Origin of the sequence: Nocardia sp. MDA0666 (assembly GCF_003023875.1) — a bacterium.
GTDB lineage: Bacteria > Actinomycetota > Actinomycetes > Mycobacteriales > Mycobacteriaceae > Nocardia > Nocardia aobensis.
In genome coordinates this window covers 24,434-43,318 of record NZ_PYHT01000013.1, presented here as the reverse complement: position 1 = coordinate 43,318, position 18,885 = coordinate 24,434, and the positions used below count along the sequence as shown (strand labels likewise).

At 68.0% G+C, this 18,885-nt stretch carries 23 protein-coding genes; 6 read left to right on the top strand and 17 right to left on the bottom strand.

The genetic code is table 11. The annotated features are described in order from the left end of the window. Window positions 1–58: 58 nt before the first annotated feature. From C8258_RS18985 to C8258_RS18975, 3 genes are all read left to right on the top strand, one after another. Window positions 59–535 carry a peroxiredoxin gene (locus C8258_RS18985; protein ID WP_063007917.1) on the top strand — a complete coding sequence of 159 codons (477 nt, stop codon included), beginning with the start codon at window positions 59–61 and terminating at the stop codon, window positions 533–535. 131 nt (window positions 536–666) lie between these two features. Next, entirely contained in the window at window positions 667–1,263 is a 597-nt protein-coding gene (locus C8258_RS18980; RefSeq protein WP_039777529.1) for a hypothetical protein, read from the top strand. A 150-nt stretch (window positions 1,264–1,413) separates the two neighbouring features. Beyond that, window positions 1,414–1,938: a MarR family winged helix-turn-helix transcriptional regulator gene (locus C8258_RS18975; protein ID WP_233225189.1), complete on the top strand. Its 525-nt coding sequence runs from the start codon at window positions 1,414–1,416 to the stop codon at window positions 1,936–1,938. Between the two features lie 5 nt (window positions 1,939–1,943). Here C8258_RS18975 and hisI read toward each other — a convergent pair whose 3' ends face one another. The 4 genes from hisI to priA form a co-directional block, all read right to left on the bottom strand. Next, the gene (hisI, locus tag C8258_RS18970) at window positions 1,944–2,291 is read right to left on the bottom strand and encodes a phosphoribosyl-AMP cyclohydrolase (protein WP_036500517.1); all 348 of its coding nucleotides are present in this window, start codon (window positions 2,289–2,291) and stop codon (window positions 1,944–1,946) included. Between the two features lie 61 nt (window positions 2,292–2,352). After that, on the bottom strand, window positions 2,353–3,126 hold the full coding sequence (gene hisF / locus C8258_RS18965; protein WP_036500515.1) for an imidazole glycerol phosphate synthase subunit HisF: 774 nt from the start codon (window positions 3,124–3,126) through the stop codon (window positions 2,353–2,355). Further along, window positions 3,123–3,965 carry an inositol monophosphatase gene (locus C8258_RS18960; protein WP_036500513.1) on the bottom strand — a complete coding sequence of 281 codons (843 nt, stop codon included), beginning with the start codon at window positions 3,963–3,965 and terminating at the stop codon, window positions 3,123–3,125. Before C8258_RS18960 ends, hisF begins: the two co-directional genes overlap by 4 nt. A 1-nt stretch (window position 3,966) precedes the next feature. Next, window positions 3,967–4,698 carry a bifunctional 1-(5-phosphoribosyl)-5-((5-phosphoribosylamino)methylideneamino)imidazole-4-carboxamide isomerase/phosphoribosylanthranilate isomerase PriA gene (gene priA / locus C8258_RS18955; protein WP_106956345.1) on the bottom strand — a complete coding sequence of 244 codons (732 nt, stop codon included), beginning with the start codon at window positions 4,696–4,698 and terminating at the stop codon, window positions 3,967–3,969. Between the two features lie 231 nt (window positions 4,699–4,929). Between priA and C8258_RS18950 the strand changes: the two genes are divergently transcribed. Continuing rightward, entirely contained in the window at window positions 4,930–5,406 is a 477-nt protein-coding gene (locus tag C8258_RS18950; RefSeq protein WP_036500511.1) for a hypothetical protein, read from the top strand. A 15-nt stretch (window positions 5,407–5,421) separates the two neighbouring features. Here the strand turns inward: C8258_RS18950 and hisH are convergent, their stop codons facing one another. The 5 genes from hisH to C8258_RS33660 form a co-directional block, all read right to left on the bottom strand. Then, window positions 5,422–6,051 (bottom strand): imidazole glycerol phosphate synthase subunit HisH, encoded by a 630-nt coding sequence (gene hisH / locus C8258_RS18945; RefSeq protein WP_036500510.1) that lies wholly within the window; start codon window positions 6,049–6,051, stop codon window positions 5,422–5,424. Beyond that, entirely contained in the window at window positions 6,048–6,680 is a 633-nt protein-coding gene (gene hisB, locus C8258_RS18940) for an imidazoleglycerol-phosphate dehydratase HisB (protein ID WP_030514645.1), read from the bottom strand. Before hisB ends, hisH begins: the two co-directional genes overlap by 4 nt. Continuing rightward, window positions 6,677–7,810, bottom strand: coding sequence for a histidinol-phosphate transaminase (locus C8258_RS18935; protein ID WP_106956344.1), 1,134 nt, complete (start codon window positions 7,808–7,810; stop codon window positions 6,677–6,679). The genes hisB and C8258_RS18935 overlap by 4 nt, the downstream gene beginning before the upstream one ends. Further along, on the bottom strand, window positions 7,807–9,144 hold the full coding sequence (hisD, locus tag C8258_RS18930) for a histidinol dehydrogenase (protein WP_106956343.1): 1,338 nt from the start codon (window positions 9,142–9,144) through the stop codon (window positions 7,807–7,809). Before hisD ends, C8258_RS18935 begins: the two co-directional genes overlap by 4 nt. 72 nt (window positions 9,145–9,216) lie before the next feature. Next, window positions 9,217–9,564 carry a putative quinol monooxygenase gene (locus C8258_RS33660; RefSeq protein WP_369974773.1) on the bottom strand — a complete coding sequence of 116 codons (348 nt, stop codon included), beginning with the start codon at window positions 9,562–9,564 and terminating at the stop codon, window positions 9,217–9,219. Window positions 9,565–9,965: 401 nt separating this feature from the next. Between C8258_RS33660 and C8258_RS32330 the strand changes: the two genes are divergently transcribed. Continuing rightward, the gene (locus tag C8258_RS32330; RefSeq protein WP_146161277.1) at window positions 9,966–10,274 is read left to right on the top strand and encodes a hypothetical protein; all 309 of its coding nucleotides are present in this window, start codon (window positions 9,966–9,968) and stop codon (window positions 10,272–10,274) included. 75 nt (window positions 10,275–10,349) lie between these two features. On the opposite strand, the gene C8258_RS18920 is transcribed toward C8258_RS32330, so the two are convergent. Next, window positions 10,350–11,003, bottom strand: coding sequence for a GDSL-type esterase/lipase family protein (locus C8258_RS18920; RefSeq protein WP_106956341.1), 654 nt, complete (start codon window positions 11,001–11,003; stop codon window positions 10,350–10,352). Between the two features lie 15 nt (window positions 11,004–11,018). Then, window positions 11,019–11,372: a hypothetical protein gene (locus tag C8258_RS32325; protein WP_146161276.1), complete on the bottom strand. Its 354-nt coding sequence runs from the start codon at window positions 11,370–11,372 to the stop codon at window positions 11,019–11,021. A 103-nt stretch (window positions 11,373–11,475) separates the two neighbouring features. Between C8258_RS32325 and C8258_RS18910 the strand changes: the two genes are divergently transcribed. Continuing rightward, window positions 11,476–12,291, top strand: a complete 816-nt coding sequence (locus C8258_RS18910) for a helix-turn-helix transcriptional regulator (protein WP_106956339.1) — start codon at window positions 11,476–11,478, stop codon at window positions 12,289–12,291. Window positions 12,292–12,417: 126 nt separating this feature from the next. Here C8258_RS18910 and C8258_RS18905 read toward each other — a convergent pair whose 3' ends face one another. From C8258_RS18905 to C8258_RS18885, 6 genes are all read right to left on the bottom strand, one after another. Continuing rightward, window positions 12,418–13,023 (bottom strand): maleylpyruvate isomerase family mycothiol-dependent enzyme, encoded by a 606-nt coding sequence (locus C8258_RS18905; protein ID WP_233225188.1) that lies wholly within the window; start codon window positions 13,021–13,023, stop codon window positions 12,418–12,420. 160 nt (window positions 13,024–13,183) lie between these two features. Continuing rightward, the gene (locus C8258_RS32320) at window positions 13,184–13,669 is read right to left on the bottom strand and encodes a hypothetical protein (protein ID WP_146161275.1); all 486 of its coding nucleotides are present in this window, start codon (window positions 13,667–13,669) and stop codon (window positions 13,184–13,186) included. 117 nt (window positions 13,670–13,786) lie between these two features. Then, entirely contained in the window at window positions 13,787–15,346 is a 1,560-nt protein-coding gene (locus tag C8258_RS18900) for a serine/threonine-protein kinase (RefSeq protein WP_106956338.1), read from the bottom strand. Between the two features lie 230 nt (window positions 15,347–15,576). Then, a complete protein-coding gene (locus C8258_RS18895) occupies window positions 15,577–17,346 on the bottom strand; it encodes a penicillin-binding transpeptidase domain-containing protein (protein ID WP_199195763.1) in 1,770 nt (589 codons plus the stop codon). 84 nt (window positions 17,347–17,430) lie between these two features. Next, entirely contained in the window at window positions 17,431–18,297 is an 867-nt protein-coding gene (locus tag C8258_RS18890; RefSeq protein WP_106956436.1) for an arylamine N-acetyltransferase, read from the bottom strand. Window positions 18,298–18,398: 101 nt separating this feature from the next. Beyond that, a complete protein-coding gene (locus C8258_RS18885) occupies window positions 18,399–18,848 on the bottom strand; it encodes a MarR family winged helix-turn-helix transcriptional regulator (RefSeq protein WP_199195762.1) in 450 nt (149 codons plus the stop codon). Window positions 18,849–18,885 lie beyond the last annotated feature (37 nt).

Sequence of the window (18,885 nt, the reverse complement as noted above, 5' to 3'; positions counted from 1 at the left end):
CCCCCACGCGGTCCGCGACGGGTACCGGGCGAGGGTGCCGGCCGGTACCCTCGCGATTGTGAAAAAAGGCCAGCGCGCACCCGGGTTCGAACTTCCCGATCAGACCGGCACCGTCCGGTCGCTCGATTCGTTGCTGGCCGACGGACCGCTGACGCTGTTCTTCTTCCCCGCCGCCAACACCCCCGTGTGCACCGCGGAGGCCTGCCACTTCCGTGATCTGACAAGCGAATTCGCGGCCCTGGGCGCCAGTTGCGCGGGAATCAGCACCGATTCGGTCGACACCCAGGCCGGTTTCGCACAGTCGCAGACCCTCGGCTATCCGTTGCTGTCCGATCGCGACGGTGCGGTGGCGGAACGGTTCGGCGTCAAACGTTCCGGGGCGATCGGCGGTCTGCTCGGCAACTTCCTGCCGGTGAAGCGGCAGACCTTCGTGATCGACACCGACCGCACCGTCCTCGCGGTGATCTCGGGCGAACTGCGCGCCAACGTCCACGCCGACGCCGCGCTGGCCGCCCTGCGCGAGCACCGGGCCTGAATCGACCGCTGGACACACCCCCGGGCCACCCCGGATGCGCCCCCTCTTTTTCCCTGGTGAGAGCGCATGGACGACGTGACACGGCCGGATTCTCCCGGCGTATGCGCGGGCCCCGCGCATACGCTGGATTCATGACATCGACGAGCTCCCTCACGAACTCCGGGACCAAACCCCGAGCCACCGTGTGGCGGAATCGAGCCCTCGGCCTGCTCGCGGTCATCATCGTGCTGGTCGTCGCCTATTTCGTGCTGTCGGCCTTCATTCCGCGCTGGTGGGCGCAGCGGATCGCCGGTATGTCCGGGCACGGCAGCTTCGCCCAGGGCATCTGGTCGGGCCTGGCGGTCGGGTTCCTGTGCACGCTGATCCCACTGCTGCTCCTGCTGGGCGCGGTACGGGTGTGGCGCACCCGAGCCGGCAAGTTCGCCGCCGGCGCCGCGGCGGTGCTGGCGTTGATCGTGGCGCTGCCCAATCTGATGACGCTGACCATCGTGCTGGGCGGCAACAGCGCCGCACACGCCGGGGAACGCGTCCTCGACGTCGATGCGCCCGGCTTCCGCGGCGCCTCGCTGGTCGGCGCCATCGTGGCGGCGGCGATCTTCGTGATCCTGCTCGTGCTACTGCTACGCAAACAGTGGCGGGCGCGTTCGGCCCGCCGCGCGGAAGCCGGCGTGGTCACCGCGCCCGACACCGCTAACGCCACGCGGCCACCAGGCGATATCAAGGAGTGAACCCGACAGCGTCGCGATCGCGCCCCGGCGTGATAGCTGTCACGTCACCGGCAACCGGGCTGACCGTCGAGCGAAGTCGTGGCAAACTTGTTGGTCGCGAGTGACGGTGAACTGCGATTTACGTCACTGGGCTGCAAGAGAGGGCGCGAAGTGACGGAATGGCTCAATCCCACCGAACGGCGAGCGTGGCGGACTCTGGTCGCGCTGACCACGCGATTACCCGCGGCGATGGACACCCAGCTGCAACGCGAAGCCGGTATGACGCATTTCGAGTATTTTCTGATGGCCCTGCTGTCCGAGGAGCCCGGACATCGGCTGCAACTCAGCGAACTGGCGAATAGGGCAAACGCATCGCTATCACGGTTGTCGCATGTGGTGACGAAGCTGGAACGGCTCGGCTGGGCGCGCCGCGACGCGGTGCGCGGCCGCCGCGGCGCCTACGCGGTGCTCACCGACGAGGGTTTCGAACAGGTGCAGAAGGCCACTCCCGCCTATCTGGAAGGAGTGCGGGGGCTGGTCTTCGACGGAATCGACGACGAGCAGGTCGGCCAGCTGCTCACCCTCGGAGAGGCCCTCGTGGCGCAACTCGACGCGGGCCTGTCCCGGGGTATCGGCCGCGCCGACGGACTGCCCGACCCGCCGTCCGCCGAAGCCACGGCCGGCGCCGCCGGCTGACCGGTTCAGGTCGCGTCGGCGAGCAGCAGATCCCCGTCCCAGCAGGTGTGGGTGCCGGTGTGGCAGGCCGCGCCCTGCTGGTCGACGATCAGCAGTACGGCGTCGCCGTCGCAGTCCAGCCGCACCTCGTGCACGTACTGCGTATGCCCCGACGTCTCGCCCTTGACCCAGTACTGCTGCCGCGAACGCGAGTAGTAGGTGGCCTTGCGGGTGGCGAGGGTGCGGGCCAGGGCCTCGTCGTCCATCCACGCCATCATCAGCACATCGCCGGTGCCGCGTTCCTGCGCGATCGCCGCGACCAGGCCCGCCTCGTTGCGCTTGAGCCGGGCGGCGACGGCGGGATCCAAACTCATACCCATCGTTATACCTGTCCTGTCGGTACCGTTCGCCCTCTGCCGAGGGTGCCGTTCGCCCTCAGCGGACGGTGATGCCCTCGGTTCGCATCGCGTCTTTGACCTGCGGAATCGTCAGGTCACCGAAGTGGAAGACGCTCGCGGCCAATACCGCGTCGGCGCCGGTCCGCACCGCGGGCGCGAAATGGTCGACCTCTCCGGCGCCGCCGCTGGCGATGATCGGCACCGAGACGGCGGCACGCACCGCGCTGATCATCGGCAGGTCGAAACCGCCCTTGGTGCCGTCGGCGTCCATCGAGTTGAGCAGGATCTCGCCGACCCCCAGTTCGGCGCCGCGCACCGCCCACTCCACCGCGTCGATGCCGGTGCCGCGTTTACCGCCGTGGGTGGTCACCTCCCACCCGGACGGGGTCGGCGAGCCGGTGTCGGGCACACGGCGCGCATCCACCGACAGCACGATGCACTGCGAGCCGAAGCGCTGCGACATCTCGCGCAGGATCTCCGGATTCGCGATCGCCGCGGTGTTCACCGACACCTTGTCCGCGCCCGCGCGCAGCAGCCGGTCCACATCCTCGACCGTGCGCACGCCGCCGCCCACGGTGAGCGGGATGAAGATCTGCTCGGCGGTGCGGGTCACCACGTCGATCATGGTGCCCCGATCGCCGCTCGACGCCGTGACGTCGAGGAAGGTGAGCTCGTCGGCGCCCTGGGCGTCGTAGGCGGCGGCCAGTTCCACCGGGTCGCCCGCATCGCGCAGATTCTCGAAGTTCACGCCTTTGACCACCCGGCCGGCGTCGACGTCGAGGCACGGGATCACGCGTACCGCCAGAGTCATTGCGTCCCTTCCGAATTCTCGTTGCGCTCGGAGGCGCGGTCGACGGCGCTGTCGATCATGTCCAGGAGTTCTTCGTGCACCCCGGGCGCGGCGGCCAGCACCGACCGCGAGGTGATCGACCATTCTTCGCCGCGCAGATCGGTCACGACACCGCCCGCGGCGCGTACCAGCGCGACTCCGGCGGCGTTGTCCCACGGATGGTGGCCGAAGACGACCGCGCCGCCCAGCACCCCGGAGGCGGTGTAGGCCAGGTCGATGCCGGTGGATCCGTGCATGCGCACCCGGCTCGACAACCGGCTCAGCGCACCCAGCAGGTCGAAGCGGAACCGGCCCGGAATCCGGCCGTGGGCGTCGATGTTGAACGCGCCGAAGCCGATCATCGACTCCGCGAGGCGGCCGTGTTCCAAGGGCGGCAACGGTTTTCCGTTGAGCAGCAGCGGACCACCGGCCGCCGCGGCGTAGCGGCGGTCCAGCAGCGGCAGCCAGGTCAGACCGAGGACGGGCTGTCCGTCGGCCACCAGCGCCAGCAGCATCGCCGAGAGCGGATGGCCCGCGGAGTAGTTGAAGGTGCCGTCGATGGGGTCGAGCACCCACGCGGTGCCCGAGCTCAGTTCCGGCCCGCCGAATTCCTCGCCGTGTACCGGAATTCCGGTGCGCTCGGCCAGCTGCTGCGACAGCGTGCGCTCGAGTTCCAGATCCAGGGCGGTGGCGAAGTCGCCGCGGCCCTTCTGGACCGCGCTCGGCGCCCCCAGCCCTTCGACGAAACGCGGTGCCGCGCCGTCCAAAATCTCGCTCGCCGTCGCGAGCAGCGCGGCCGGGTCGGAGACGGCGGCGGTCACGTCAGCGAACCGCGTCCAGCGCCTCGGGCAGCGTGAAACGCCCGGCGTACAAGGCTTTTCCGACGATTGCGCCTTCCACTCCGTCGGACACCAGCCCGGAGATGGCCCGCAGATCGTCGAGGGTGGAGACCCCGCCGGAGGCGATCACCGGCGCCTCGGTGGCCGCGCACACCTGCCGCAGAATGTCGAGGTTGGGGCCCTGCAGGGTGCCATCCTTGCTCACGTCGGTGACCACGTAGCGGGCGCAGCCGTCACGTTCCAGGCGCGCGAGCACCTCCCACAGGTCGCCGCCGTCGCTCACCCAGCCACGGCCCCGCAACCGGTAGTCGCCGTCGATGATCCGCACGTCCAGGCCGACCGCGACCCGGTCGCCGTATTCGGCGATGGCCCGGGCGCACCACTGCGGATCCTCGAGTGCGGCGGTACCCAGGTTGACCCGGGCACAGCCGGTGGCCATCGCGGCCTTCAGCGAGTCGTCGTCGCGGATGCCGCCGGACAGCTCGACCTTCACATCCAGCTCACCGACGACCTCGGCGAGCAGTTCGCGGTTGGAGCCGCGCCCGAAGGCCGCGTCCAGGTCGACCAGATGCACCCATTCGGCACCCGCCTCCTGCCAGGCCAGCGCGGCATCGCGGGGGGCGCCGTAGCTGGTTTCGCTGCCGGCCTCCCCCTGAACCAGGCGCACGGCCTCACCATTGGCGACATCGACGGCGGGTAGCAGCACAAGACTCACGTGTGCAGCCTACTGGCTACCGGTTGGCGTCGCGGTGCCGGGATGGCGCATATGGGACGCCGGTCACTGCCTGCGGGGACGAGCATCACACGTTTGAGCTGGACAACGCCGGGCAATCCGAAGTCTGCGTGTGTCACTGTGCGCAGGAGGTCCAGACCGGCGGCTTCCGCGTACGTACCCTGGGTCGGGGGCACGTACTGCCATCGTTGTCGACGAAGAGGACCTTCACCCATGTCGCGGATCACGTTGCGGCCCATCATGTTCGCGTTGTCGTGCGGGGCGGCCGGCGCCGCGACGCTCGTGCCGCCCACGGCGACGGCAACCCCCGCCGACCCGATTCAATTGGCCGCCTGCGATTTCGGGCGCCAGTTCACCACCTACGACTGGGCCGGTTACGACGACTACGACCGACGGGTCCTGGAGTTGTCCACCGGCGAGTTCCACGACCAGTTCGCCGCGTCGGCGCCCGATCGGCGCGCACACGTGACCTCGGTGCACGTCCGCTCCGAGGCCAACTCGGTGGAATGCCGCACCGACGTGGCCGACCCCGAACATTCGCAGGTCGTGGTGACCGTGGACCGGTCCGAACGCAGCGACGCCACACTCGGCCTGCCCCGGCCCGAACGGTCCCAGCTGCGGGTGTTCCTCGACAACGTCGACGGCCGCTGGCTCGCGGGCCGGGTCGACACGCTGGCGCCGCAGACGTAGTCCTGCAGCGAGGTCCTACAGCGAGCCGACCCAGTTGCGCAGCAGCTGCGCACCGGCGTCGCCGGACTTCTCCGGGTGGAACTGGGTGGCGCACAGCGGCCCGTTCTCCACCGCGGCGAGGAACGGCCCGCCGTGTTCGGCCCAGATCAGCTTCGCCGGGGCGATGGTGCCGTTGTCGTCCCATTCCCACTTCTGCGCCGCGTAGGAGTGCACGAAGTAGAAGCGCGTCTCGGGATCCATCCCGGCGAACAGCACGCTGTCGGCGGGAGCCTGCACGGTGTTCCAGCCCATGTGCGGAAGAACCTGCGCCGGAAGCCGTTCCACCGTGCCCGGCCACTGGCCGCAGCCCTCGGACTCGACCCCGAATTCGACTCCACGCTCGAACATGATCTGCATGCCCACACAGATGCCGAGCACCGGCCGCCCCCCGGCGAGGCGGGTGCCGATGATCCGCTCGCCGCGCACCTGCGTCAGACCTGCCATACACGCGGCGAACGCGCCGACGCCCGGCACGACCAGACCGTCGGCGTCGAGCGCGGCCTTCGGATCGGCGGTGACGGTCACCTCCGCGCCGGTGCGAGCCAGCGCGCGCGCCGCGGAATGCAGATTGCCGGAGCCGTAGTCCAGCAGCACAACCGATTTCACAGCGTTCCCTTCGTGGACGGCACACCGGTGACCCGGGGGTCCGGTTCGACAGCGGCGCGCAGAGCCCGTGCGACGGCCTTGAACTCGGCCTCGGTGATGTGGTGCTGGTCGCGGCCGTACAGCACCCGCACGTGCAGTGCGATGCGGGCGTTGAGGGCGATCGACTCGAAGACGTGCCGGTTCAGCACCGTGGAATACGACGCACCGGGACCGGCGCTGGGAATCACGGTGTGCAGCAGCCGCTCCGGCTCGCCGTCGTGCACGCAGTACGGCCGCCCCGACACGTCGACGACGGCGTGGGCGAGGGTTTCGTCCATCGGGATGTAGCAGTCACCGAAGCGGCGGATGCCCTTCTTGTCCCCCAGTGCCTCGCCGAGCGCCTGCCCGATGACGATGGCGGTGTCCTCGACGGTGTGATGCGCCTCGATCTCGATATCGCCCTTGGCCTGCACGGTCAGATCGAAGCTGCCGTGCTGGCCGAAGGCGGTGAGCATGTGGTCGTAGAACGGGACGCCGGTGGAGATGTCGGTCCGGCCGGTGCCGTCGAGGTTCAACTCGACCACGATGCTGGATTCGCGGGTGGTGCGTTCCACCCGGGCGGTTCGATTCATACTCGCTTCCGTGCTCATCGGGAGATCACCTCGGTGGCCACCAACTTCTCGCTCACCCGCAGGAATTCGTCGTTCTCCGCGGCCAATCCGATGGTGGTGCGCAGATAGCCGGGAATGCCGACGTCGCGGATCAGCACGCCCTCGTCCAGATAACGCTGCCAGGTGCGCGGGGCGTCGGCGAAGTAGCCGAACAACAGGAAGTTCGCGTCCGAGGTGACCACCTCGAACCCCATCTCCCGCAACGCCTCCGCCACTCGTTCCCGCTGTGCGGCGAGTTCGGCGACACTGGCGAGGGTTTCGTCGGCGTGGCGCAGCGCGGCGCGGGCGGCGGCCTGGGTGACCACCGACAGGTGGTAGGGCAGCCGCACCAGCAGCATCGCCTCGATCACCGCGGGCGCGGCGACCAGATAGCCGAGCCGCCCGCCGGCGAAGGCGAAGGCCTTGCTCATGGTGCGGCTGACCACCAGCTTCGCCGGATACCGGTCGATGAGCCCGAGTGCGCTGGGCGCGGCGGAGAACTCGCCGTACGCCTCGTCGACCACCACGATGCCCGGCGCCGCCTCGAGCAGACGCTCCAGATCGGCGAGGGCGATCGAATGCCCGGTCGGATTGTTCGGGCTGGTCACGAACACCACATCGGGGCGGCGGTCGGCGATCACCGCGGCCGCGTAGTCGATGTCGAGGGAGAAGTCGCTGTTGCGCTTGGCCTCGATCCATTCGGTGTCGATGCCCTCGGAGATGATCGGGTGCATCGAATACGAGGGCACGAAGCCGAGGGCGCTGCGGCCGGGCCCGCCGAAGGCCTGCAGCAGCTGCTGCAGAATCTCGTTGGATCCGTTGGCCGCCCACACGTTCGCGGTCTGCACGGTGACGCCGGTCTGGCGGGTCAGGTACGCGGCCAGATCGGTGCGCAGCGCCACCGCGTCCCGGTCGGGATAACGGTGCAGGTCGGCGGCGGCGGCGCGAATGGATTCGGCCACGTCGTCGATCAGCGCCCGGCTCGGCGGATGCGGATTCTCGTTGGTGTTCAGCTGCACCGGCACCGCCAATTGCGGTGCGCCGTACGGGCTCTTGCCGCGCAGGTTCTCGCGCAGCGGCAGATCGTCGAGGGTCGCCGCGGCGCCCGGGACATCGGCGGTCGCGGTCATGGCAAGGCCTCGAAGCGCACCTGCACGGCCTGGCCGTGGGCCGGCAGATCCTCGGCGTTGGCCAGGGAAACGACATGACCGGCAACGTCTTTCAGCGCGGCTTCGCTGTATTCGACGACGTGGATACCGCGCAGGAAGGTCTGCACGCTCAGCCCCGAGGAGTGGCGGGCGCACCCGGCGGTGGGCAGGACGTGATTCGATCCGGCGCAGTAGTCGCCGAGGCTCACCGGCGACCACGCGCCGACGAACACCGCACCCGCGCTGCGGACCCGCCCGGCGACCGCGACCGGGTCGGCGGTCTGGATCTCGAGGTGTTCGGCGGCGTAGGCGTTGACCACCCGCAGCCCCTGCTCGATATCGTCGACGAGCACGACACCGGACTGTTTGCCCGACAATGCCTCCGACACCCGCTCCCGGTGCTTGACCACCTCGAGCTGGGTCGTGACCGCGGCGTCGACCGCATCGGCCAGCGCCACACTGTCGGTGACCAGCACACTCGCGGCGAGCACATCGTGTTCGGCCTGCGAGATCAGGTCGGCGGCCACATGTGCCGGATCGGCGGTGGCGTCGGCGAGGATCGCGATCTCGGTGGGACCGGCCTCGGCGTCGATGCCGACCAGGCCGCGGCACAGCCGCTTGGCGGCGGTGACGTAGATGTTGCCCGGACCGGTGATCATGTCGACGGGGGTGAGCTGCGTGCCGTCGGTGTCGGTGCCGCCGTAGGACAGCAAGGCGACCGCCTGGGCGCCGCCGACCGCCCATACTTCCTCGACGCCGAGCAGTTTCGCCGCAGCGAGAATCGTCGGATGCGGCAGCCCGCCGAACTGGGCCTGCGGCGGCGAGGCCACCACCAGCGAGTCCACGCCCGCGGCCTGCGCGGGGACGACGTTCATGACGACACTGGACGGGTAGACGGCATTGCCGCCGGGCACGTAGAGCCCGACCCGCTCGACCGGCACCCAGCGTTCGGTGACGGTGCCGCCGGGCACGACCTCGGTGGTGGTGTCGGTGCGGCGCTGATCGGCGTGCACCTTGCGGGTGCGTTCGATGGCCACCTCGAGCGCCGCGCGCACGGCGGGCGCCAGCTCGGCGAGGGCCTTGTCGAGTTCGGCGGCCGGGACGCGCACGCTCGCCGGGGTGATGCCGTCGAACTTCGCGCTGAACTCCTGCGCGGCCTCGACTCCGCGATCACGGATCGCCTCCACCACCGGCCGCACATGATGCAGCACCGAGTCCACGTCCACTCCCCCGCGCGGCAGCGCCGCGCGCAGTTCGGCAGCGGAGGGCGTACGTCCGCGCAGATCCACGCGGGCGAGCTCGATGCGGCTAGTCATAGCGGTGTGAAATCCTTGTCTGTCCGGCCGGTCTGTGCTGGTCATCACATCGAAGCGAATGCTCCGGACCGCCTACCAGCCTATCGGGTCGGCGCCAGTCGATATCCGCCGCCCGAGCCGGACGCGGCGCCACGCTCCCGCGTCCGGCTCGGGCGGCGACGCCTCATTCCGGCACCAGGGGGACATTGTCATGGGCATGGCGAGAATCCGGTCCAGCACCTCGGCGACATGGCGGAAATGTGGAGTCGCGAAATGGGCATCCAGGTCGTCGGGCGTGCGCCAGCGTTCCGCCATGACCATCCGAGCGGGCTCATTCGGATCGGCGTAGGGCAGATAGTCCCCGGCGGGTCTGCCCAGTTGGATGCAGGGGTCCAGCTGCGGAAGGTGACGGGCTGTGTAAGGATGGCGCGGTCTGGTCAATCACACGGCGCAGCGAAGGGGGCGGGGTATGGAGCGTGCGACGGTCTACCGCTGGAATATCCGTAACGGCACCGGCGTGCTGACTCGGGCGGATGGCTCACTGGCGTGGTTTCACCTGTCGACTGTGGACAGGGGGGATGTTTTCACGCTGAGTGAGGGCGATTCAGTCGATGTCGAGATCGAGAATGTTCCTCAGGGGGAGTACGAATGTCGAGCGGTATCCGTGCGAAGGTACAAAGAGTAGTCGTCATAGCCACCGCGTTGTTGGCTTGCGCCGCAACGTTTTTGGCACCTGCGCCTTGCGCTCTCGCGGAGCCGGGATCAGCGCCAGGGGTTTATAACTACCACCCGGGCGACCAAAGCTATCGCTACGAGGGGCAACACGGCACCTTCACGGTGAAGTGATTTACGCGACGCAGAATTCCGATGGTGGAAACCGCTTGATTTGGTCGCTCCGTCTGTCGCCATCCGTTCAAGCCATTGCGCAAGGACCGATGTCGTGCGGCGCTTCGGTGATCGGCAAGAGCGGATATCATGATTTCCATCCTTCGATCCCATCGGATTATTGGTGGCATTCAGCAGTAACGGATCTCCAGTTGGATAGGAAATATAAGCTGGAAGCCAAATGCGACTTTACAGCAACCAATGGACACACGACCGCGCCTGGCAACGTGCAATATACCGTTGAATTCACCCTGAATTCGCGGTGATAGGACTCCGAGCGGGGTACGGCGACGTACACTTTGCCACCAGAAAGGTGCTCCAATCCTGCGTCCGTGCAGTCCTCAACATTGCCGACCTATCTCCTGGGCGATCAGTTCCGCAAGCCGTTGGTGTGAGTCACGGCTCAGGTGCACACCGTCAGCTCCTGGCAACGCGACGGTAGCCGCGTCCACGAATAATGCGCGGCGCGCGTCAGCTACTCGACGTATCGCGCCGGAAAGTTCCCATGACTTGCGGACGGATTCGGCGCCGTATTCAGAACTTTGCTCGGCGAACCCAGGCTGGTCGGGGTCGAGATGGATCGGGCTGACCAGCAGTACCGCCGGCACGCCGCCGGTACGGGTCCACGCGGTGTGCTCGACGTTGTCGATATACCCCTCGAGCGCGGTGGCGACGGCGCCTACCTCACGGCTGAACTTGGTCTTCAGATCGTTGTTCCCCAGCATGACGACCACGATGTCCAAGGGTGAGTGGCTTCGAAGGCAAGGTTGGAAGTACTTGCGGCCATTGCGATCATCTCGATCAGGGTCGTCGAGATCGGTGGTCCGGCCGCCGAGGCCTTCCTCAATTATCGCGTATCCGGTCCCTAATATTTGCTGCAGCTGCCCGGTCCAGCGCACGTCGACCGGCCATCGGCCGCGCCCCTCGGACGGCTGGCCGAAGGTGTTGGAATCCCCGAAGCACAGAACGGTAAAAGCGGAGGGGTTGACGATCAAAGGCAGTTCCTAACGTCATACGAACGAACCGAGATGTTCGGCAACCCCGCCAAGACCATTCGTGATCAGGTTGCCCCGACGGGACAGCAGGTCATCGGTCAGCGAATGAGCCAGCGGGATGTGCCGAATGAACTCCGGAGCCATCGAGCATGCTCGGTGAAGCGTGTCCACGGCGCCGGCGTCATCTCGGGTCCCGATCTGCGCCTGTGCGACATTCACAAGCTTACGACTCAACAGGGTGGGCGGAATCCCCGTGTTACCGCTGGTGATTACCGCAGCAAGTTTCAGAGCTTCACGCGGCCGATTTGCTCCGATCTCGTTGATCATGCCGAAGCTGGCGGCCGAGCTTCGCCCGAAAACATTGGACACCTCAGGCCTGCTGTCGTACTCGTCGTCCAGCAGTGCACCGGCCGATTCGCACAGGCGGAGATATCGCCGTGGTTCACGATAATCCCCTGTCAGTGAAGAATTCCTGCGCTCGCGCCGCGCCCGTCTGCGTCCGGAGGAGGTGGGCCTGGCCGAGCACGGCACCCGCCGCCGGGTGCCGGGACTGCGCCGCGAGGAACTGGCGCTGCTGGCCGGAGTGAGCGTGGATCACTATGTGCGCCTGGAACAGGGCCGCACCCTGCACTTTTCGGAATCGGTGCTGGATGCGGTGGCGCGGGCGTTACGCCTCGACCCGCTCGAACGCGACCACCTGTACCGGCTGGCACGACCGTGGTCGGGCACCGAACCCGTTGCCGCACAGCAGGTACGGCCCGGGCTGCGCCGTCTGCTCGACACCGCCGACGTGCCCGCCTACATCGTCGGCCGCGGGACCGACGTGCTGGCCTGGAACCGCGCGGCCGCCGCGCTGATCACCGACTTCGGTGCGTTGCCGCCCGGGCAGCGCAATCTGGCGCGGCTGGTGTTCCTCGACGAGGGAATGCGCGAGCTGTACGTGGACTGGCCCGGCAAGGCCGCCGACGTCGTCGCCTATCTACGGCTGGACGCCGCCCGCAATCCCGGCGACGACCGCATCGCGGCGCTGATCGACGAACTGCGGCGGCGTGATCCGGACTTCGAGCGGCTGTGGTCGCGCCACGCGCTGAAGGACAAGACTCACGGCCGCTACGTCTACCAGCATCCGGTGGTCGGGCGACTCGACCTGGGCTTCGAAACGCTGCGACTGCCCGACGACCCCGATCAGGCGCTGATCGTCCACACGGTAGAGCCCGATTCGCCGAGCGCGACCGCTCTCCGCCTACTCGCCGACTGGACCGCCGACACCGAAACCACTGCGCGATAGCGGCTTTCGCGTCCCAGCTCGCTTCGGCCCGACACTCTTCTCGCCGATGCACGGCCTGCGACGGTCGTCACGCCCACACCCAGGCGGCGGGGCCACCGTCGTGAAGTTCCGGTCGCGGTGGCGCAATCACACTCCGTGGCGCCGGCGCAGTGTCTCCACACCCTCACCGGTGAGGTCTTCCAGGGCGGCGGGGCGGCCCACCGCGGCCAGCGCCAGCGCCTCGCCCGGCCCGCGGACTTCCGGGCCGGTGCCGGCGGACCACTCCACGTCGGTGGCGACGAACCGCAGGCCGCGGGTGTATTTGCGCGGGCCGGCGAACGGGTCGGGATGGCGCAGCACCGCGACCAGTCGGTCGGCCGGGATGGTACGGGGGCGGCCGAGGGGACGGCGGATGTCCTGCTGATGCACCAGGATGTCGGCCAGGCCCAGGCTCGGCCACGTGCCGGTGATGCGCTGTCCGGAGTTCTCGAATCGCTCGATGAGCTGCGCCGTGGTGAGGTCCCGAGCCCGGTCGACGAGACCGTTGTTGACGCGGTCGGTGTTCAGCCGGTAGCCGAGGGCGAAGCGGGTGTAGCCCAGCAGGGACATCTCGTCGTAGAGCAGGTGCCCCACCACATCACGCACCCGCCACCCCGCACACAGCGAGGGCGCCTCCCATTCGTCTTCGCTCAGATCACGCAGCAGCGTAATCAGTTCGGCCCGTTCGTCGTTCAGCAGCTGCCGAGTGCTCACGGCCCGAGACTACCGGGGCACCGCCGGCCTCGAAACATACCGGGGCCGATAGACGCAGAGAATTCTGACACGGCGTTCGATGATGCGCAGTAAGCCGACCGACTATCCAAAAAAAAATTGGGCCGGGTCTCTCGACCCGGCCCAATGAAGTGGTCTCATCCTAGCCTGGCCGGTTCGCTGCCGTGCAGGCCGCCTCTGCAACAGCTTGCGGCCGCGCGGCGGGTGGCTGTTCCAGCATGTTCACACAGCCCATAACATCGCCATCGATACCCAGCTGACAAGCATCGAGTTCGTACTTGCTGATTCCCTCGCCATTGTTGACCAGGTACATGGTGCAATCGGTCTGCCCCGCGTTTGCAACGCCACTACCGAAGCCCGATAGCGTTGCCGCGCCGACGACAGCGGCACTGAAGATTACCATTCGACCCGCAAGACGAGCCCCAAAACCGAACATTGAAATCCCCTCCCCGAGAAGACATTTGACGTCTTCGACAAACTGAACCGTAAAGCCGATACCACCTTTTGTCAACAAGACAGTCTTCAGGGCGGAGATCCAGCCTCTTTCGAACCGAAGGTTACAGAAACCCGAGGCGACGTAACGGAACAGCGAACCGAGCGGCTCGGCAACTTTCCGAGTGTCTGGCACAAGCGGACAAGCCACCTGCTGAGACCACTGAGGTCTATCAGCCTCATCCAGACGCTCGCTGCTCCGCGCCCGCGCTGATCCACTCAACCGGCCTCGTCACAGGCCTGACCGCAACGACTACGCGCGAGTGTCGCTATCGATCAGCAGCCTTCCATTGCTTCCCTCGATGAACCTGAGGACCACCGACTTGCTCTGCCCGCCGCTATAGGTCACGCTCGCCACACTGATGTCGACCGAACCGTCGGACTTGACGCCGCTCCCGACTTCGATCGTGCTGAAGTTGGTGACCTGATTCTGTTCCCAGTACGCACGGAATGCCGCTTGGCTGCCATAGACCTGCTGCGCAGCCGGAGTCAATTGGTTCCAAGCACTACTCGGGTCGGACTGAGTGAGAGTGTCGTAGAAACGCTTGGTGTCACTGATGGCCTGCTGCGCATCCGCCTTACCGGCGCTCTTGGTCTGGCCCACGGCCGCGACGCTCTGCGTCGAGGTACCTGCCTGCGCGGTGGCGGTCGCGGCCGGCGAATTCGCCTGCGAACCGGGCGATTCCGTCTTCGCGCCGCCGAACATCAGATACAGCGCCGCGGCGACGATCACCAGACCGGCGGCGAAACCACCGGCGAACACCCACGGTTTCGCGTTGCGGGTGGGTGCCGGCGCGGCGGCGGGCACCGGATGGGAGCGGGTGGGATGCGCGGCGGCCGCGGCGGGCCGCACCGGCTGCATCTCCGGTTCGGACAGTACCGCCGCGGTGGCCATCATCTCCGCGGTGGAGATATCCGCCTGTGCCGCACGGCGATCCAGGGTGCGCGTGGCCTGGCGGCGCGCGCCCCCGCGGTGGGTGGCCAGCATCCGGGTCGATTCGGCATCGGCGGCCTGATCCGCGAAATCGGCCAGCTGATCGCGCACGTCGGTCATGCTCGGCCGGTCCTCCGGCTCGAAGCTGAGCAGATCCAGCAGCAGATCGGTGAGCGGGCCGGCGTTGCGCGGCTGGCTCAGCTGACCGTTGGCCGCGGCGTACAGCAGCGCCAGGGGATTCGGATTGGTGCCGTAGGGCGGTTCGCCCTCGAGAGCGTGGAAAAGCGTTGCGCCCAGGGCGAAGACGTCGGCGGCCGGACTGGGTTCGGCGCCGCGGGCGACCTCGGGGGCCAGATAGGCCGCGGTGCCGGAGATCAGGCCGGTGGCGGTGAGGTTGACATCTCCCTTGGCCTTGGAGATACCGAAGTCGGTGATCTTCACGGTGCCGTTGTCGCCGAGCAATACGTTGCCGGGCTTGATGTCTCGGTGCACGATGCCCGCGCGATGGGCGGCCACCAGCGCCGAGGCGACCTGCTCGCCGATGCGCGCCACCTGCGGCAGCGGCAGCGTCCCCTGCGAGGACAGCACCACGGCGAGGCTCTGCGACGGCAGATACTCCATGATCAGGCAGGGATCGCCCTCGTGCTCGGTGATATCGAAGACCACGATCGCATTGGGGTGCTGGAAGCGTGCCGCGTTGCGGGCCTCCCGGGACGCGCGCTGACGCACGATCTCTTTCTCACCCGGCGGCAGACTGGGCTGGGTGAGGATCTGCTTGATCGCGACCGACCGTTCGAGTCGTTCGTCGACGGCACGCCAGACGACGCCTGTGCCGCCGCTACCAATCCGCTCGACCAGGCGGTAATGCCCTGCGATCACTTGGCCGGTTTCGATGGCACTACTCCGAGTTTCTCCGCGATCCGTGACTTACCGCGCGCGGGGTCATGTCCCGCGCGTGTTCCCGGACGAGTGTAGCGGGCCTGACGGGCCGCTTTGACGCCGGAGCGAGATCTGTGCGGAATATGTGTGACCACCATGCGATGCGGTCGAGATCAGTTCGCTATACAGCGAGAGTATATGTGACGAAGTTCACTCTACTGTGCGGCGCGCTACTGCTGATTCCGCAGGAAACGTCCGGCCGCCTCGACCGCCGGCGTCGAGCTCCCGGCATCGCCGACGAACACCGCCAGCGCCAGGTCACCGTCGATGCCGACGAACCAGCCGTGCGCGTGGGTGTCGTCGATGTATTCGGCCGTGCCGGTCTTGCCGAGCATGCCCGGAATGTCGGCGAGGCTGGTGGCCGTGCCGTTCGTAATGGTCTCGCGCATCATGGATTTCACCTGATCCAGCACCGGCGCGGGCACGGGATCCGGGGTCCGGTCCGCCTTCCCGGGGGATCCCGCCACGATGGTGGGCGCCGGCACCGAACCGTGGGCGACGGTCGCGGCGACCAACGCCATGCCGAACGGCGACGCGGTCACCCGGCCCTGGCCGATCCCCTCCTCCACCCGCAGCGCGGAAGTGTCTGCGGTGGGCACCTTTCCGGTCACCGTGGTCATGCCGGGGGCGGTGAAATCCACACCGAGGCCGAGCTGAGCGGCCGCGCGGGTCAGCCCGTCGGGCGGCAGGTTCACCGCGAGCCGTCCCATCGTGGTGTTGCAGGACCGTGCGAACGCGGTGTGCAGGGGCACGGTGCCGAGATCGAAGTGGTTGTCGTTGGGAATCTGCCGCCCCTCGATGTTCTCGGTTCCCGGGCAGGCGACCATGGTGTCGGCGGTGACCTGCCCGGCCTGCAACGCGGCCGACACGGTGACCGTCTTGAAGGTCGAACCCGGTGGGTACAGCCCGGTGAGCGCGATTGGACCCTGGGCGTCGGCGGGCGCGTTCTGCCCGACGGCGAGTACGTCACCGGTGGACGGTCGTAGCACCACCATCGCGGCCGGAGTGGGGATCGGCGCGAGCGCGGCGTCGGCACGCCGCAGCATCCCGGTGTCGAGCGTGGTCCTGATATCGGCGACGGGTTTCGGATCCTGTCCGCCCACCGTATGGGCGCCGTCGGTGCCCTGCGCGCGCACCGCCCAGCCGGCCGCGGCGTCGGTGCTGTGCTGCCACAGGTCGCTCACCCCGGACAGGGCCGGGGAGGTCAGTGCCTTGTCGACGGTGAGCAGCCGGGTCTGCGGCGCCAGCGTCACATTCGGCAGCGCGGCGAGCCGATCCTGAACGGGGGCGAGATCGCCGGCTCGCAGCGCGATCGCGGTGACGGGTTTGCCCTGGGCCTTGTCCATGTCCTGGCGCAGGCTCGCCGCGGAGATGCTCGGATCGATCGGACCGAGCACGGCCGCAACGGCATTCGGGTCGGCGCCGGGCGCCAGCTGGACCAGGGTGACGACCTGCTGGGTCATCAATTCCGCGCCGTCGCGGTCGAGCACGCGCGCGGCCGGCTGCGGGGCGACGGTGTCGTAGGACAGCGGCCCGGTCTCGAGGCCGGGCGCCACGGTGACCGGATTCCACCGGACCTTCCAGTCGTCCCCGGATTCGTCGGCCGTCCCGGCGGTGGTGTAGGTCCATTGATTCCCGGCCGCGCCGAAGGTCCACGTGGTGGCCAGGTCGAACGTCGCGTGGTGGTCGGACCGATGTACGGAACGCACGTCGACGCGGACCTTCTTGCCGAGGCTGTCGAAGAGGGCGCCGAGGGTGGTCGTCGCCTGTGCCGGATCGCTGGTGACGGCGGCCGCGGCGGCGGGATCGCCGTGACTCAACGCATCGGCGAAGGTGTGCACACTGCGGTCGAGCCGATCGGCGGAACTGTCTCCGGAACACGCGGCGGCAGCGAGAATCGGGGCGGCGAGCAGGGCGAACAACTTCGATCCGGTGCGCACGCGGCCGACACTACCGCCGCGAGCCGCCGCGGCGGGGTAATCGGCCGTCGCGCGCGGGCCGCCGGTCAGCCGCACCGCCACTCGTCAGCGTGGCAGCCAGACCCCTGCCGCCAGTTTCGCCGCATCCGCGTCGGCGAGTTCGATATCGAATTCGGCTGCCAGGATCTTCGGCAGATCGGCCGGCGGCAGGTCACGGCTGTGCGAGGTGCCGTCCGGATATTCGGTGATCCAGGTGGTGTTGTCGACGATGTCGTGGCGGTCCGGCCGGAACCGCTGCACATACGGCCGGGTCACGAACGGTGAACGCGGAAATGTGGAGACGAAGTGATTGCCGACCGCGTAGTCGATGCGGTACTGCGGATTCAGGGTGAAGCTGTAGCGATCGATCCAGCCGTCGCGGGCGAAGTGGTGCAGCACCCACAGCTCCGAATCGAGTTCGCCGCGTGTGCGTTCCAGCCGGAATCGCCAGTCACCGGCGCGCACCTCCCCCGCATCGGGATTCAGTTCGAGCGGGGCGAGCGGCCCGGACCCGAAACCGACATCGCACAGCCACACCCGCTCGTCGTCGGCGGTGGTCACACGCAGCAACGCGTGCGTCGCCGGGCGGATCTCACCGCGCGCGCCCATACTCACCCGTCCGTGTAATCCGGTGACGCCGAAGCCGATCCGCTCCAGTGCGGCGGCGAACAAACCCACGTTCTCGTAGCAGTAGCCGCCGCGCCGGGATCGGACGAGCTTGTCCTGCAACGACGGAAGGTCCAGCAGCACCGGTCGTTTCAGCACCGGCTCGATGTTCTCGAACGGGATGGTGGTGGTGTGCGCGTACTGCAGCGCGCGCAGGGTGTCGAGGGTCGGCGCCGGCTCTCCGGTGAAGCCGATGCGGGCGAGATACGCCGGCAGATCCAGTGCCGCGCCGTCCCAGTTCGAGGCCGGGGCCGGATTTTCCGTCATGACTTCTCCTGTCTTGTCACCGTCGTTCGCCCCCATGATCAACGACCGCGCGTCCCGCATCCTTCCCACCACTGCGACCGGCCGCGTTCGCCCCGCGGCAATCACCCCGCCGGCATGCCGATCCGGCCGCGTTCGAGTTCGCCGCGCAGCCGCGCGAGCGTGCGCGCCACGGCCGGCAGGGACGCATCGGGCGCGATGGCGCCGAACAGCTCGGTGAGCCGCTCCGCGAAGCTCTCTTCGGCCGCGGTCACGAGCCGGGCACCGTCCTCGGTCAGGGCCAGCACCGACGAGCGGCGGTCCGACGGATGCGGCCTGCGCACGACCCATCCCCGGGCCACCAGCCGGTCGACGCCCTTGCTGATCGCCCCGATACCGGCCGCGAATTCGGCCGCGAGATCGGCCACCCGAGCCTCCGGATGATCGCGCAAAAAACGCAGCGCTTCGAACTGGGACGCGACGATGCCGTGCCGTTCCCGGAGCCGGTCGTTGACGGCGTTGTACAGCCGTGTCTCGCACCGGACGAGATCGGCGAACAGCGTCGGCAGATCCACGGGATCCGAGCCCGAACTAGATTCCATGGCATATACT